This is a genomic window from Mycobacterium simiae, assembly GCF_010727605.1.
Lineage (GTDB): Bacteria > Actinomycetota > Actinomycetes > Mycobacteriales > Mycobacteriaceae > Mycobacterium > Mycobacterium simiae.
Window position 1 is genome coordinate 5694668 of the sequence record NZ_AP022568.1, and the last position, 14694, is coordinate 5709361.

14 protein-coding genes are annotated in these 14694 nt (G+C 63.4%); 9 read left to right on the forward strand and 5 right to left on the reverse strand.

Annotated elements, in window-relative coordinates:
• Positions 1-90: 90 nt before the first annotated feature.
• Positions 91-1401, reverse strand: a complete 1311-nt coding sequence (locus tag G6N33_RS26525; RefSeq protein WP_044505703.1) for a PPE family protein, SVP subgroup — start codon at positions 1399-1401, stop codon at positions 91-93.
• Between the two features lie 354 nt (positions 1402-1755).
• Positions 1756-2349 carry a TetR/AcrR family transcriptional regulator gene (locus G6N33_RS26530; protein WP_044505702.1) on the reverse strand — a complete coding sequence of 198 codons (594 nt, stop codon included), beginning with the start codon at positions 2347-2349 and terminating at the stop codon, positions 1756-1758.
• Positions 2350-2471: 122 nt separating this feature from the next.
• Here G6N33_RS26530 and G6N33_RS26535 point away from each other — a divergent pair, with 122 nt between their 5' ends.
• Positions 2472-4025 carry a GMC family oxidoreductase gene (locus G6N33_RS26535; RefSeq protein ID WP_044505700.1) on the forward strand — a complete coding sequence of 518 codons (1554 nt, stop codon included), beginning with the start codon at positions 2472-2474 and terminating at the stop codon, positions 4023-4025.
• 28 nt (positions 4026-4053) lie between these two features.
• Positions 4054-4623: a CGNR zinc finger domain-containing protein gene (locus G6N33_RS26540; protein WP_163771733.1), complete on the forward strand. Its 570-nt coding sequence runs from the start codon at positions 4054-4056 to the stop codon at positions 4621-4623.
• 22 nt (positions 4624-4645) lie between these two features.
• Here the strand turns inward: G6N33_RS26540 and G6N33_RS26545 are convergent, their stop codons facing one another.
• Positions 4646-5335 carry a GAF and ANTAR domain-containing protein gene (locus tag G6N33_RS26545; RefSeq protein ID WP_044505699.1) on the reverse strand — a complete coding sequence of 230 codons (690 nt, stop codon included), beginning with the start codon at positions 5333-5335 and terminating at the stop codon, positions 4646-4648.
• Between the two features lie 129 nt (positions 5336-5464).
• On the opposite strand from G6N33_RS26545, the gene G6N33_RS28055 reads away from it, so the two are divergent.
• The 3 genes from G6N33_RS28055 (at position 5465) to G6N33_RS26560 (ending at position 7415) form a co-directional block, all read left to right on the forward strand.
• A complete protein-coding gene (locus tag G6N33_RS28055; RefSeq protein WP_044505698.1) occupies positions 5465-5734 on the forward strand; it encodes a hypothetical protein in 270 nt (89 codons plus the stop codon).
• 98 nt (positions 5735-5832) lie between these two features.
• Positions 5833-6378, forward strand: a complete 546-nt coding sequence (locus tag G6N33_RS26555; protein ID WP_044505696.1) for a GNAT family N-acetyltransferase — start codon at positions 5833-5835, stop codon at positions 6376-6378.
• 710 nt (positions 6379-7088) lie between these two features.
• The gene (locus G6N33_RS26560) at positions 7089-7415 is read left to right on the forward strand and encodes a DUF732 domain-containing protein (protein ID WP_155945849.1); all 327 of its coding nucleotides are present in this window, start codon (positions 7089-7091) and stop codon (positions 7413-7415) included.
• Positions 7416-7447: 32 nt separating this feature from the next.
• Here G6N33_RS26560 and G6N33_RS26565 read toward each other — a convergent pair whose 3' ends face one another.
• Positions 7448-8524 carry a cytochrome P450 gene (locus G6N33_RS26565; RefSeq protein WP_044505694.1) on the reverse strand — a complete coding sequence of 359 codons (1077 nt, stop codon included), beginning with the start codon at positions 8522-8524 and terminating at the stop codon, positions 7448-7450.
• A gap of 835 nt (positions 8525-9359) precedes the next feature.
• Between G6N33_RS26565 and hypB the strand changes: the two genes are divergently transcribed.
• Positions 9360-10148, forward strand: a complete 789-nt coding sequence (hypB, locus tag G6N33_RS26570) for a hydrogenase nickel incorporation protein HypB (protein WP_044505691.1) — start codon at positions 9360-9362, stop codon at positions 10146-10148.
• A 163-nt stretch (positions 10149-10311) separates the two neighbouring features.
• On the opposite strand, the gene G6N33_RS26575 is transcribed toward hypB, so the two are convergent.
• Positions 10312-11328 (reverse strand): acyl-ACP desaturase, encoded by a 1017-nt coding sequence (locus G6N33_RS26575; RefSeq protein WP_044505689.1) that lies wholly within the window; start codon positions 11326-11328, stop codon positions 10312-10314.
• A 375-nt stretch (positions 11329-11703) separates the two neighbouring features.
• Here G6N33_RS26575 and G6N33_RS26585 point away from each other — a divergent pair, with 375 nt between their 5' ends.
• The 3 genes from G6N33_RS26585 to G6N33_RS26595 all read left to right on the forward strand — a co-directional run bounded on the left by G6N33_RS26585 (position 11704) and on the right by G6N33_RS26595 (position 14693).
• Positions 11704-11904: a hypothetical protein gene (locus G6N33_RS26585; protein ID WP_044505688.1), complete on the forward strand. Its 201-nt coding sequence runs from the start codon at positions 11704-11706 to the stop codon at positions 11902-11904.
• A gap of 191 nt (positions 11905-12095) precedes the next feature.
• A complete protein-coding gene (locus G6N33_RS26590) occupies positions 12096-12299 on the forward strand; it encodes a cold-shock protein (RefSeq protein WP_044511713.1) in 204 nt (67 codons plus the stop codon).
• Positions 12300-13058: 759 nt separating this feature from the next.
• A complete protein-coding gene (locus G6N33_RS26595) occupies positions 13059-14693 on the forward strand; it encodes a fatty acyl-AMP ligase (RefSeq protein WP_044511712.1) in 1635 nt (544 codons plus the stop codon).
• Position 14694: the final 1 nt, after the last annotated feature.

Genomic DNA, 14694 nt, shown 5'->3' on the forward strand with positions numbered 1-14694 from the left:
GCTGCCGGGATCGTTGACCACAGACATAAATGTAGTCGGTCGGGTTCAGGGCGAACCCCGACGTTGCGCGTGCGCGCCGCGCCGCTGCGGTCACTGGCAGCCGAGCAGGCGTTGCTTCTGTTCAACGAATTCCTTATCGGTCAACACCCCACTGTCGCGCAGACGCCCAAGTTTGCCCAGCAGGTCGGTGATTTCGTGGAAGTCGGCGACGCCCGGCCGTGACGGTCCGGCCGGCCTTTCGCGCTGGTCATGATGCCTGCCACCGGGCACGAGCGCAGCCGGGCGCTGGCGCGCATCCCCCGGCTCGCGGCGGGACTGCGCGGCGCCACGTCCCGGCAATGCCATCAGCGGGCCGTTACCGAACATGGGCATTCCGCCAGAAACACCCGAGCTGGACGTACTGGGCGGGAGGGCGCCGCCGCCCGCGGCGGGGTGCGCCGCCAGTCGCACCTGGGGGGCCGCGGCGCCCCATCCATCCGGAACCGATACCCGGCCCACAGCGGACGCCCTGCCCATGTCCGCCGACACCGTGGTCACCCGGTCGGGCATTCGACGCGCCTGCCCGCTCGAGGCCTCCGATGCCGGTGCCGACACCGTCTGCGGCCCAACAGCCTTCTGCTCGGCATCGGAGATGAACCCGGCGGCCCCCGACAACCCGATCAGCCCAACCCCGTTGCCCAACAGCCCCGACCCGAGCGACGCGAGGTCGTAGGGGTTGGTGAAGTCCGAGAAGTCGGCCAATCCCGGCGACGAGGCCAGCAGGTGCAGCGCAGTCGGCACCGCGGCCATTGCATCGCGGCTCGACGTCTGGGCCTGCCCGGCCGCCGTGCCGGTCGCCTGGGCGATCGCGGCGCCCTGGGCGCTGAGCCCGTCCTGCTGCACCGGCGGTTCGGGTGGCGCGAACGGGCGCACTTCTGCGGCCGCGCGCGACATGCCGGCATAGGTGTACATGGCGGCCACGTCCTGGGCCCACATCTCCGCGTAGGCGACCTCATTGGCCGCAATCGCTGCAGTGTTCTGGCCGACGAGATTCGTCGCCACGAGGGCTATCAATTCGGAACGATTCGCGGTGATCACCGGCGGCGGCACCGTCATCGCGTACGCGGACTCATAAGCCGCGGCGGCGGCTTTCACCTGCTCACCGGTCTGCGTGGCCTGCGCCGCGGTAGTGTTCAACCACGCTACGTGCCCTTGGGCGGCCACAGCCATCGCCGCCGAGGCCGGCCCCTGCCATGGTTCACCGGTGAGCCCGGAGACCACGGACTCGAGATCGGCAGCGGTTGCGTGCAGCTGGTTGGCCAATTCTTCCCATGCCGCGGCGGCGGCCAGCATCGTGCCCGCCCCCGGTCCGGCGTACATGCGCTCGGAGTTGACCTCCGGTGGCAATACGGCGAAATGCAATTGTTAATCCCCTGAAATCGTCGGTCGGTTGCCTCGGCTTCAGGTACCCCTTGTTAGCACGTAATATTGCAAATCGTCAATGACATTGGCGCAGCGCCCTTTTGGGCGAATTTGTGGAACATCTACAGAAGAAATCGGCTGATATGCAGTCCGACGCCGGTGCGTACCGCGAGCGTATCGCCGAGCGTTGCTAGGCGGGAGATCATCGCCACAATTCTCGACCACAGCTTCGCCCCGGGCCGCACTGGCCATGTTCCGGCTTTCGATGCGTCTCAAGCCTTTTCGATCGCTATCGGGCCCGCCGGCAAAGGCGGGCTTCCGCAGGCGTCGGATGCCGTGGGCCCGAGCGCGCGGTCACGATCGATGGCTCGAGTTGACCGATTCTTGTGCGGCCGCGGTCAGCAGAGCGATGGCCGAATCGAACGGTTCGCGGCTTCGCAATGCCCGACTGACGATGAGTGCCCCTTCCATGGTCGTGAAGATCACGCTGGCCAACTCGCGGGCGCGCTCACGGTCGATTCCTTTTTCTTCCAGGCGCGTAGCCACGGTGACAATGAGATCACCGAAGCCGCGTCGGGTTACCGCACTCAGCGGCTCTGACGCGGGTATGGATTCCAGAACGATCGGCGCGACGGCACAACCCTGGCGGTAACCGCTGGCGACAAGCTCATCGCGGAAATGCCGCAGGAACTGGGCGACGAATTCCGGTGCCGTATCGGTGACGCCGGCAGCGCGGTTGGCGTGCGAGATGACATCGGCAGCATGTTGCAGCACTACTTCGGTCGCAAGTTCTTCCTTGCCTCCGGGGAAGTGAAAGTACAGCGAGCCGCGCGGACCGCCGCTCTCGCTGACGATGTCAGACAGTGCCGTCCCGACAAATCCGTGTTCGCGGAACAATCGGCGAGCTGCGGTGATCATGCGCTCTCTGCTGTCACTGCGCCTACCCATGTCTTACATCGTACATAGCTGATGCCTATCAGCTCTAAGTCTTTTACACGCAGATAGCGGAATAAGTATGTCGCTTGACATATTAAGCTGAGGTAGACCCCCGATTGGATTGGAGAGCCATCATGGCTGCAACGCTGGATGCCGGGTACGACTTCGTCGTGTGCGGAGCCGGATCATCCGGCTCGGTGATCGCTCGTCGATTGGCGGAAAACCCCGCCGTGACGGTCCTGCTGTTGGAGGCCGGCGGCAACGACGACGTCACAACCGTCACCGAGGCCAATCAGTGGCCGCTCAACCTGGGCAGCGAACGCGACTGGGGGTTTGCCTCGGAACCCGACCCACGACTGAACGGCCGCTCGATCGCCTTTTCGATGGGCAAAGTCCTGGGTGGTGGTTCGAGCATCAATCTGATGATCTGGGCCCGCGGACACCGTAGCGACTGGGACCACTTCGCCGCCGAATCCGGTGAACCGGCCTGGGGCTACGAGCCGGTCCTCGATCTGTACCGCCAGATCGAGGATTGGGACGGTACGGGTGAACCCGACTATCGAGGCGCCGACGGGTTCCTGTTCGTACAACCGGCGCCCGAGCCGCACGCGGTGACTCACGCGACAGTGAGCGCGGCCAAGCAATTAGGAATCCCGACGTATCAAAGTCCCAATGGTCGCCTGATGGAGGAGGTTCGGGGCGCCGCCATCATCGATTTGCGTTGTCGTGACGGAAAGCGCCAGTCCATATTTCGTAGCTACGTCGCCCCATACTTGGACAAACCGAATCTGACGGTGGTGCCCCAGGCGCTGGTGACCGCCGTGACATTCCGGGGCAACCGAGCCACCGGCGTCGAGGTCGTACACGGCGGTGCGGTACACCGGGTGGCGGCCGCAGCCGAGGTCGTGCTCTGCCTCGGTGCCTTTCACACGCCCAAGGTGCTGATGCAGTCCGGCATCGGAAATCAAGATGACCTGCGCCGGGTCGCGGTCCAGGTCCGCCAGCACCTGCCCGGTGTCGGACAGAACTTCCAAGATCACTACGGCTTTGACTGCGTGTGGGAATTCCCGCAAGGAATGCATTCCGACGCCCGGGCCGAGGCCGCATTGTTTTGGGATTCGGGGCTGGGCGACCCCGACGAGCCCGACCTGTTTGCGTGCTTGGGCACCTTCGCCAAGGGCACACCGGAGTGCGTCGCCAAATACGGATTACCGCAGAACGGTTGGACGTTGTTTGGCGCACCGACCCATCCGAAGAGCCGCGGGCAGCTGCGGCTGTCGGGCCCGGATCCCACCGACCCACTCAGAATTGAGGCCAACGCGTTAACCCATCCGGATGATGTCAAATCCGCATTGTCATGCATCGAAACCTTGCGCCACATCGGCAATTCCATCGAGCTGCACCCGTTTGTCGCGCGCGAGGTGATGCCGGGCGACATGACAGGTGACGAGCTGCAAGCGTACCTACGCGACGCAGTCTGCACTTACTGGCACGAATGCGGTACGGCGAAGATGGGCCGCGACCCGATGTCGGTGGTGGACGGACACCTCAGGGTTTACGGCATCGAAAATCTGCGCGTTGCCGATGCCTCGATCATGCCCCGCATCACCACCGCCAATACCATGGCGCCTTGCGTTGTGATCGGTGAGCGGGCAGCGCAATTCATCAAAGCGGCGCATGGGATGTAGTCGGTTACTCGACCGAAAGTGCGCGATCATGCCAGTGAATTTCGGTATCGTCTCGGCTGATTCCTCCTCACCTAGAGCACAGTGGCCCGCAACCACGCGCTTCGGGCTGCGCCCGGCTCCCCGCACGCTGGCCGTGGTCGAAGAGTTCCTCAACACCCGAGCCGAGCCGACTCACGATCCGCTCGCCGATGCAGAGCGGGCCCAAGAATGGTCAACGCGGGCCGCGCAAGCCTGGGCACGGGAACGCGGCGTGCAGGTGCAGCGGCCCGAGCTGGCGGAGGGCGACGAAGCCAGACTCAGGGATTTGCGGGCCCGTGTCGGCGCCTTGATCTCTGGACAAGGCATCGCGGCAGCAGATTGCTTCGATCTCGGAGTGGCCGCATTCGCGATATCTGTTGACGGCGAATTATGTTGGCAGCCAACTGGTCACGGGTGGCTCTGGTGGTCATCCGTCATCTGCGGCGAGGTGTTGCTGAGCCAGCACATGGGCACGTGGAAGCGCCTGAAACAATGCCGCGGCGACTCCTGCCGGTTGGTCTTCTACGACCGGTCCTGGAACAACAGCGCCGCATTACATGCGGGGCGCTGCGCGGAGTAACCAATCGCCCCGGGCAGCGCGGTCAGGCGGAGGCGCCTCGGCTTGCGACGAGCTTGCGGGCAACCTCGACGAGCTTCAGGTTGGTTTCTTGCGACAGTCTGCAGAGCAGGCGGAAGGCGCCGATCGCATCGGTATCGAAGCGTTCCATGATGATGCCCTTGGCCTGACCGATGATGTCGCGAGTGCTCAGGGCGTCGTTGAATTGGGCTTCCGCAGCCGCGCCGATGAGCGCCACCGACGCATGCTGGGCCAGCAATTCGCCGGTGAGGATGGATTCTTCGGAGAATGCGCTGCTGCGTTCGCCATATAGGTTGAGCGCGCCCAAATTCTGTTGACGAACGAACAGTTGGAACGACAGCAGTGCTCGTGCGCCCAGGTCCGCGGCCGCCCGACAATAGGTCGGCCAGCGTGCTTCGGTTGCCATGTCGTTGATCACGACGGTGCGGTGCTCCCGCAGCGCGCTCAGACAGGGGCCCTCATTGAGTTCGGATTGCAGCGAGTCGAGTTTGGCCACCAGCGGATGGCTGGGCACTCGCGCCTCTACGGCGTGCGCGTCGATCAGCGAGATGCCGGCCCAACGCGCACCGGGAACAATCGCGACGGCACCGTCGACTATTGACTGAAGCGTCGCCTCGGTATCCGTTTGGTTCTGCATCTCGATGGCGAGTGCGCCCAGGACCTGTGCAAGGCCGCCGCTGGACTTCCGGACCATGGTTTTGAGGATAGCCCGGTGCGTGCATGTTGTGAGGCTGTCCGCAGCTGAGGTTGCGTCGGCTGGGCGGCCGAAGGGGCCGGTCGACCGCGCACCGTGGATTACCCTGCGTCTCTAGATCACTGAGCCATGTCACTCGCATTGCGTCCGGACGAATTTATGGCTTCACTGCGCCAGCCGATGCTGGCTCACTGTGACTCGCCGCCCAAGCGTGCCAGCGCACCGTCGATGCCGGACAGCAGATGGTGGCTAAGATCGTCGCGCACCGACTGGAAACGAGCCACCGGCAAACGCCACAATCAGGTGCTGCTGGTGCTGGCCAGACGTCGGGTCAACGTCAGCTGGGTGCCGGTGCACGATCAAAGCACCTGCGAGCCAGTGGCTCTCAAAATCGCTTGACGGTCGCTTTCCTTGAGTATGAGGCATTTCGGGTGAGCTGAACTGCGTTGCCCCAGCTATTGTGAGAATTCGATCCAGATTGAGTCCGAGGTGATGTCGTGACACGCGATACAAGCGGCCTTGTTCGTCCCGCATCCCGCGACGATGCGAAAGCCTGTATCGCGATCTATCAGCCTTACGTTGAGGACACCGCAATCACGTTCGAGACCGAGGTTCCCACGCCTGCGGAGATGGCCGAACGCATAGCCGCGGCGCGCCAGCACCACGAGTGGCTCGTCCTAGAACACCACAGCGAAGTGATCGGTTACGCCTACGCACACACATTCAATCCCCGGGCCGCGTACCAATGGTCGACCGAGACCAGCATCTATATCGCAGTCGACCGTCGTCATGCTGGAGGCGGTCGCCAGCTTTACACCCAACTGCTGCAACACTTAACCGATCGCGGCTACCGGCGGGCCTTCGCCGGCATTACCCAGCCCAACTCGGCAAGCAACGCCTTCCATCGATCGTTCGGTTTCGAGCAAGTCGGCCTCTACCGACGCGTGGGATGGAAGCACGGCCGCTGGCATGACGTTGCCTGGACCCAGCTCGACCTACGCGGTCGCGCCGACGACAACGACCCACCAGACCCCATCACGTAAACCGACAGCGGGGGTGATCGCCGCGCCCCAAATCACCGAGAACGGTCACGTGACAATGTCATTGAGACTCACGGTGACAGTTGTACGTGGCCTCCGGGCGGACGCGGCGGCGGTGGCGGCGGCGTCGGCGCTGAGGGCGGGGGGCCTTGCTGTTGGGGTGCGGGGCCCGCCGGCGGTTGCGGCGCGGGCCCCTGCGGCTGTTGCGGACGCGGTTGCTGCGCGCGCGGCGGCGGCGCCGGCGGTTCGAGAGGGTTCGCCGTCGGCGCCGGAATGGCCGGCGGATCGGGCGTGATCTCGCCGCGCGGAACGGGCCCGAACAGGGGTGCCATCACAGTGGGCTGACCCGCTGGCCTTTGCCACGGCGCCGATGCAACGGCGACGAGGCTCGAGCCGCAACAGAGCACAGCGGCAACCGCCGCGCACTGCGCCCGTATCCGTCGGCGACGTTTGGTGCCGGGATTCGACTGCCCGGCTCCCCCAGGAGCCCGCGCGGTCATGCGCCCGCATAGCCGTCGGGCGGCCGCCTTCAGCTGCAGGTCCACGCGAAAGTCCAGTGGTGATTCACGGTTCCAACCAGTTACGATGTCGATGATTGCAGTGCTAATCGCCTCCATTGTTACCACTTGATGTCGATTGGTGAGACGTCGAGCGGGTGACACCGAAGAGACCGGAACCCCGCCGTGCGCATCCGCATCCGTGACTTTGCCAGCATGGCGGTGATACTGGGCGTCGCCATCGGTGGTGCCGGCGCGGCCAGCGCCGACGCGCAGGAGGACCAGTTCGTCGCATTGCTCGCGCAATTACAGATACCGGTGATCGACAACGTGCCCGGGCTGGTCTATCGAGCCCGCGAGATCTGCGGCGAACTCGACAACGGCGCGCCTTTTCAGTCCGTGGTGGACGAGGAGACGAACACGACGTATGCGGGTAGTCCGTCGTTACACCTGGTTCCGGATCGCGTCACGCGCACGGCCGTCAAGTTCGTCACCGCGTCGGTGACCGTCTACTGTCCGCGCCATCAAGGATTACTCCCGTAACGGTCAATAGCTCTGGGACGCAACCCGTCTGATCACCATCGCAGCGGCACACATTCCGGCACCCAGCCGTCGAAAATGCCGTCCGAGAACACGCCGTAGGGTTTGGGATGCCAGGCTTTGGGGATGTTGCCGGCTTGCCAATCGAATTCGAAAGACGGGACCCCGGCGAGCCACACCTGGTAGAACGCGGTGAGCAGATCGCGAGCCAGGTGCGAGGCCGGGCACCGGTGCGGGCCACCCCCGAAACTCCAATGCCGGTGCGCGCCATCGAGCTTCATGTCCTGTCCCGACATGATGTCGGACTCGTCGCGATGCACCAAACCGACGCACAACTCGACCGGCGATCCGGCCGGGATCGTGGTTTCACCGATGGTCACGTCACGAGTGGCGACGCGCGAAACCGTTTTCGCCCCGCCGTCCAGCCGCAACAGCTCTTCGATGAAACCTCCTTGCCGGTCGGGGTTTTCGCGCAATTCTTGCTGGAGTTCGGGCTTGCGTGCAAGCAACGCCAGTCCGGCCTTGATGGGGAACGAGGCGAACATGAAACCGCGGATCACCGTGGCCATCAGTCCCATGACCTCTTCGTTGGTGAGCGCCTCGTCGGCCAGGCGGGTGATCACATCGGGACCACCCATGGGCTCGAGGCGAAGCTGGCCGACGAGCGCGGCCGTTACGCTATCGATCGCAACGTAAGGCGGCAGGCCGCAAACCAACCCGGATGCCGTAAAGCACACGATGTCGGCGACTTGCGCGGCATCGCAGCGGCGAAGTTTCGCTACGGTGCCGACGCCTTCTTCGATGAGCCCGCGTATCGGCTTGAGCATTTCCCGCGAACTGCCCGGATTGAACAGGTCGACCAAGATCGCGTGGTAAGGATCGAACGGCCGATCGCCGGGCATCAGTTCGCCCTGGCGGCTGCCGAAAACTTCGCCGTCGCGCATGGCGGTGAGCACATCGTCACGCTGCCAGACCAAGTACGAGCCCTGGGGTCCTCGCAGCACCCGCTGGCCCGCCCGCTCGGCGGCCGCGTGCCACTCGCGAAAGGCCGCGGCCGCCTTCTCGTCGGACCGCATGACTTCTTGCACGCCCTCGCCTCCGGACCAGGTCATCGCGCACGGTCGAGCACGCCGCCTGCAATCAATGCCGCAACTGTAGCGTCAAGATTTGCCGCGCGCCGCCGCAAGGTAGGCCGGCTGACACCCGAGCGGGACTTTCCCATCGAAACGAACGCGCTCGACGGGAACCATGTCCGGCAAGAGTCACCCACGGCCGCTGGCTTCGGCCGGCTGGTCTTCCGTTGGAATCTTGCCTGTCCCCGGGTCAGCGCGAGTTTCGGTAAACGGAATTCTTCCCCTGGCTCGGACAATCACTACTAGGTTCGCCAAACGCTGCGCGTCGCCGCGCCTGGAGATGGTCATAACTGCTCCCCCGGAGCCGCTCGGCTCCCCACATGCGTGTGGCGCACGAAGCCGCCAACGTCGTTAGGTATAGGGCGGCCTGGATGCCGACTCCTTCCGGCTGCTGGCAGTGATCGTCGGGCGGTGCCCGGTGGGATGCGCGCCGGCGGTCAAGCTCAGGCTAGACCGCACCCCATATGCCGACAATCACAATTTCGCACCCAAAGCTGCGTATTTCCGCACGTTGTTTTCGCGACACCGGTGGTTCCCGCGAGGCAGCATGGTGTAGTGCACAAGCTGTCGCCGTGCCATGCCGTCGCCGCTGCGGTGAAGCCCCCCGCGCCGGAGCGCCATGTCGACGCGGTCCCGGTCCAGATCGGCGCGCTGCGCCAGGTGGTCCCGGAATCGCTGGAGTTCTGCCGGTCGTTGGTGTGTCAGCATCTGGAAAGCGCCGACGTTGACTTTGCGCGGCAACGAATTTCTGGTCACGTCGGTCGAGGTGTCCGAAGGCGTTGATTACTAAGTCGATTTGCGAAAGGTCAAGTGAATGGGACGATTTCACCGCCACGACGACGGCACGGTACACAGCCATGACCATGACCATGACCACGAGCATCACGAGCACGGCGACCACAGCGGCTATGCCACCGGCTCACAGCGCATCGACGTGCTGGAGTCGATCTTCGCCGAGAACGACTCGCGTGCGGACATCAACCGGCGCGCGTTCGAGGAACACAGTGTGCGCGCTCTCAACCTGATGAGCTCGCCGGGATCCGGAAAGACCACGATCCTGGGAGCAACGTTGGACGCGCTGGCCGACGAACTGGCCGTCGGCGTGATCGAGGGCGACATCGCGACCGACCTCGACGCCGCCAAACTCGCCGGGCGCGGCGCCCAGGTGTCCCTGCTGAATACCAGCAACGGGTTCGGCGGCGAGTGCCACCTGGACGCCCCGATGGTCAACCGCGCGCTGCAGGGGCTCCACCTGCCAGACCTGGACCTGGTCATCATCGAGAACGTTGGCAACCTGGTCTGTCCGGCCGAATTCGACGTCGGCGAGCACGCCAAGGCGATGGTCTACTCGGTCACCGAGGGCGAAGACAAGCCGCTGAAATATCCCGTCATGTTCCGCTCGGTCGACGTCGTATTGCTCAACAAGATCGACCTGGTCCCGCACCTCGACGCCGACATCGGCACCTACATCGACCATGTCCGACAGGTGAATTCGACGGCCACCATTTTCCCGCTGAGCGCGCGCACTGGCGCCGGCATGTCGCAGTGGTTTGATTGGCTGCGCCAGTTCGCCGCTGCCGGACGGGGGCTGCCGCTACCCTAGAGCGCGCCAGGACGGCGCGTGGAATAGATTGAGCCCCAATGCCTTTCAATCTTCATCACCCGCCGATCCTCGAGCGCAAGCCAGACGAAAACCAGCAACGATCGCCGGCAATCCGATGGCAGCCAGCGTCAGCGCCAACCTGGCCGGGGTCGCCGTCGCGCCCTCAGTGCCCGCTCAGCGTCAGCGTGCCCTTCGTTTCAAGGACCCTACTGGCGGTGATCTTCTCCGTCCGACGAGCCTCGCGCTCCAGGTAGCGCTGCTTGGATTCGTCGAATTTGTCGGAGGCTTCCTCGAGTTCCTTGACCAGCAGAGCGAGGTCGTCGCGCATTCTTGCCGCCTCGCCGGTGAAGTCTTCGCGTTCGAAGATGCGCCACCTCTTGAGCACCGGCATGACCACCTCGTCGAGATGGATTCGCGGGTCGTAGATGCCGCCGACGGCGATGATTACCGCCTTGCGGCGAAACTCCGGCACCGTGAACCCGGGCATCTTGAAGTTGCGCAGGATCCGATGCACCGACTTCATCGCTTGATTGGGCGCGATGTCCAGGCCTGCGGCGCTGATGTCGCGATAAAAGATCATGTGCAGGTTCTCGTCGTGCGACACCCGCGCCATCAACTGCTCCGCGATCGTGTCGTTGCTGGCTTTGCCGGTGTTGCGGTGCGAAACGCGGGTAGCCAGTTCTTGAAACGACACATACATGACCGAGTCGAACAGACTTTCAGCAAACATGTCGCCTTGGCGGTTCTGGCCGGGGCTGAAGCCGCGTGTCATTTGCTCGAGGCGGAGCTTTTCCAGCTGTACCGGATCGACAGAGCGGGTGACCACCAGATAGTCGCGCAGCGCGATGCTGTGCCGGGTCTCTTCCGCGGTCCACCGATTCACCCATTGGCCCCACGGTCCGTCCATGCCGAAGTTCATTGCAATCTCGCGGTGATAGGACGGTAAGTTGTCCTCAGTCAGGAGATTTTGGACCATCGCCACCTGGGCGACATCCGGAAGCTGGGTCTGCCCGGGCTCCCAATCTTGGCCGTCCAGCGCAAAAAAGTTCCTACCGTCCGACCATGGCACGTAGTCGTGGGGGTTCCATTCCTTGAACATCGCGAGGTGTCGGTTGAGTAGGCGTTCGACTTCCGGTTCCAGTTCGGTGAGTAGCTGAACGTTAGTCAGATCCTTGGACACGTAACCCTCCCAGTTACCTGTGGCGGTCGCCGTTTCACCCCGTATATGTGTCACGCGGTTACATTAAGATGACATGAGCGTGCACGGAGGAAATAGGGTCCAAAGTCCTCACGCCCGCCGGGTTAACCAGCACACTGGCATGCAACATCGCTTGCATCGGTCTTAATCGCTGCGGTTCGTCTCGAACGGACGGGCCATCGAACCTTTGGAAGTCGTCGTGTGCACGGCAACCGGATCCATAAGTTCGACGCAGAGGTGGGCACACTGAGAGTCGACTGCGCCGCGACGATCGTGGGTCAGCCGGATCGGGCCCCGGTGACCGGAATACGACCTGCGTCAACAGCCTCCTAACGGTCAACGCGGAAGAACACCAGGGTGACCGAAGAGGCGTACACTCTGGGAACCGGGACCAAAGCAGGCCCCCATTATCAAGGCGCCGCGATGTCTGATAAATCTCCCCGACAAACTATGACCAAGAAGTCGGGTAAGTCCCTCAAAGAAAAACGTGCCGCGAAGCGCGACAAGGCCGCATCGATCTCGCAAGCCGAAGCTTTGCTACACGCCAAGAAACGTTGAGGCGCCAGCGCTCTTTGAAATCCGGGTCGATCCCCGCCACCAGCGCGGCCGCCAAATTCTTTGTCTACCAACATATCTGGCAAACACAGTGGTTGACGGTGGCCAGCCCGCCCGGAGCGAATCGCCAAACTCGACGCTAGTCCCGGATGCGGCTAGATTACATCGATTTTAAAAATAGAGAGAAGTTAGTTATGCCAGAGGGAACTGTGAAATGGTTCAACGCGTCGAAGGGTTTCGGGTTTATCACGCCCGATGGCGGCGCAAAGGACGTCTTTGTCCACCATTCTGAAATTAAAGGCGACGGGTTTCGCTCCCTTGAGGAGAATCAACGAGTCCAGTTCGAGATCACCCAGGGTACTAAAGGTCCTCAGGCGGTGGGAGTAACCGCCGTCTAGCATTCAGATCCCCCGGGATATCGGGTAACGCGCCAGTTGGTGATGAGCGAGGTTTGCTCGTCGACCGCAGGATATTGGCAATCCTTCAACAGCAGGGATCTGCCGCGCAGAGCGAGCACGACGCGCAGATCGCCTCGTTGGCGGTGGGGCGGCGAAAATTCGTCATTGCCAGCGAATCTGTGCGATCCGTATCGCGGTCATAACCCGCTTACCGTGAAGCGCCCACCCCGGGCGCCGCAGCATTCCCCGCCGCGACGGCGTGCAGCAGACTCCCAAATGCGTGCATCCCCTGCGGTATGGTTGATCGCGGTTGACGTCCCAGCCTCCAGGAAACGTCCAGCGGCGATCGGTAAGAGGTCCCCGCTCGTAACGAATCTGCATTCCGGATAGAGCCGACACGGTTGTGCTGTTGGCCTGACGTTGGCGGAGTCGCGTGCCTATCGCTTCACTGGTGTACGTCGCCCATGTCGACGACGCCAGCGCGCCTCGATGCTTGCTTGTTGCTGAGTATGTATTGACGGCGCGTCCGAAGCGCACGAGACCTCGCTTCGATCTGAGTGAGGCGCCATCCGGGGCGTGCTTGACGCAGGCAAGCTCTCCCGCGGCGCGCCAACCATATTGGCGCGCTCGCAATCTCGCTTCTACTTTTCCGGCTCAAGACCGAGACGTTGACCGCCTCAGCAATGCATGTGCGCTCGGCGTTCAACATCCCGACTGGGAGTCAAAGGCCAACCGTGCGCCGTAGCCAAAGGAATGGCCATGAGTAAATTCACCGACACGATGTATCGCAACGCTGAGTCCAGCTCGAAGGGTTTGGTCACGGGGGAACCCAACTGCCCGGTCCGGCATACCTGGCGCGAGGTGCATGAGCGGGCCCGTCGCATCGCTGGTGGCTTCGCCACGGCGGGTGTCGGGCCTGGTGATGCCGTTCCCGTGCTGGCCGGCGCCCCAGCCGAGATCGCACCGACGGCGCAAGGCATCTGGATGCGCGGCGGTACCCTGACCATGCTCCACCAGCCCACTCCCCGCACCGACCTTCAGCGCTGGGCGAAGGAAACCACCGCGGTCATCGAGATGATCGGTGCCAATGCGCTTGTCATCTCGGACCCGTTCATGGCCGCGGCCCCATTGCTGTCACAGCTTGGTATACACGTGCTGACAATCGATCAGCTAGCCGGCGGCCACCCAATCGATCCCGTCAGTACCGATGACGACGACGTCGCATTGTTGCAGTTGACATCGGGATCCACTGGGTCGCCCAAGGCCGTACGGATCACCCACCGCAACGTCGTTTCAAACGCCGAGGCGATGTTCGTCGGCGCAAAGGTCGATGTCAATACCGACGTGATCGTGAGCTGGTTACCCCTGTTCCATGACATGGGTATGACTGGATTCTTAACCGTGCCAATGTATTTCGGCGCCGAGCTGGTCAAGATCACTCCCATGGATTTCCTGCGCGACGTCCTGCTGTGGGCCAGGCTGATCGACAAGTACAAGGGCACGATGACCGCGGCACCAAACTTCGCCTACACGTTGTTGGCACGGCGCCTACGCCGGCTGGCGCAGCCCGGCCAGTTCGACCTGTCCAGCCTGCGATGGGCACTGTCGGGAGCAGAACAGGTCGAACCCGCCGATGTCGAAGACCTCTGCGAAGCAGGTAGGCCGTTCGGGTTACGTGCGGAGGCGATCCTGCCGGCTTACGGCATGGCGGAGACAACCGTGGCGGTGTCGTTCTCCGAGTGCGGCGCAGGATTGGTGGTCGACGAGGTAGACGCCAACCTGCTCGCCGCACTGCATCGCGCTGTCCCGGCGACCAAGGGCAAGACCCGCAGACTTGCCACGCTTGGCCGTCTGCTGGCCGGGCTGGAGGCGCGTGTGGTCGACGAGGATGGAAACATCTTGGCGGCCCGCGGTGTCGGCGTTCTGCAGCTGCGTGGGGAACCGGTGACGCTGGGCTACGAAACGAAAGCGGGTTTCGTCTCTGCGCAAGACGATCAAGGTTGGTATGACACGGGCGACCTGGGCTACCTCACCGAGGCTGGACGCGTGGTGGTCTGTGGCCGGGTCAAGGACGTGATCATCATGGGCGGCCGCAATATTTATCCGACCGACATCGAACGTGCTGCCGCGCGCGTGTCCGGGGTGCGGCCAGGCTGCGCCGTGGCGGTGCGCATGGACGCGGGGCATGCGCGCGAAACGTTCGCTGTCGCTGTGGAGTCCAACAACTGGCAGAACTCCGCCGAGGTCCGCCGCATCGAGCATCAGGTGGCCCACGAGGTTGTTGCCGAGGTTGATGTCCGGCCCCGCAATGTGGTTGTGCTCGAGCCCGGAATCATCCCCAAGACGCCGTCCGGCAAGCTGCGGCGCACTCATGCGTTGGCGCTAGTGGTCTGAA

Coding starts and splice junctions, on each gene's coding strand:
- G6N33_RS26530 (WP_044505702.1), bottom strand. CDS start 2,349: ATGGGTAGGCGCAGTGACAGCAGAGAGCGCATGATCACCGCAGCTCGC.
- G6N33_RS26535 (WP_044505700.1), top strand. CDS start 2,472: ATGGCTGCAACGCTGGATGCCGGGTACGACTTCGTCGTGTGCGGAGCC.
- G6N33_RS26540 (WP_163771733.1), top strand. CDS start 4,054: ATGCCAGTGAATTTCGGTATCGTCTCGGCTGATTCCTCCTCACCTAGA.
- G6N33_RS26545 (WP_044505699.1), bottom strand. CDS start 5,335: ATGGTCCGGAAGTCCAGCGGCGGCCTTGCACAGGTCCTGGGCGCACTC.
- G6N33_RS28055 (WP_044505698.1), top strand. CDS start 5,465: ATGTCACTCGCATTGCGTCCGGACGAATTTATGGCTTCACTGCGCCAG.
- G6N33_RS26560 (WP_155945849.1), top strand. CDS start 7,089: ATGGCGGTGATACTGGGCGTCGCCATCGGTGGTGCCGGCGCGGCCAGC.
- G6N33_RS26565 (WP_044505694.1), bottom strand. CDS start 8,524: ATGACCTGGTCCGGAGGCGAGGGCGTGCAAGAAGTCATGCGGTCCGAC.
- hypB (WP_044505691.1), top strand. CDS start 9,360: ATGGGACGATTTCACCGCCACGACGACGGCACGGTACACAGCCATGAC.
- G6N33_RS26590 (WP_044511713.1), top strand. CDS start 12,096: ATGCCAGAGGGAACTGTGAAATGGTTCAACGCGTCGAAGGGTTTCGGG.
- G6N33_RS26595 (WP_044511712.1), top strand. CDS start 13,059: ATGAGTAAATTCACCGACACGATGTATCGCAACGCTGAGTCCAGCTCG.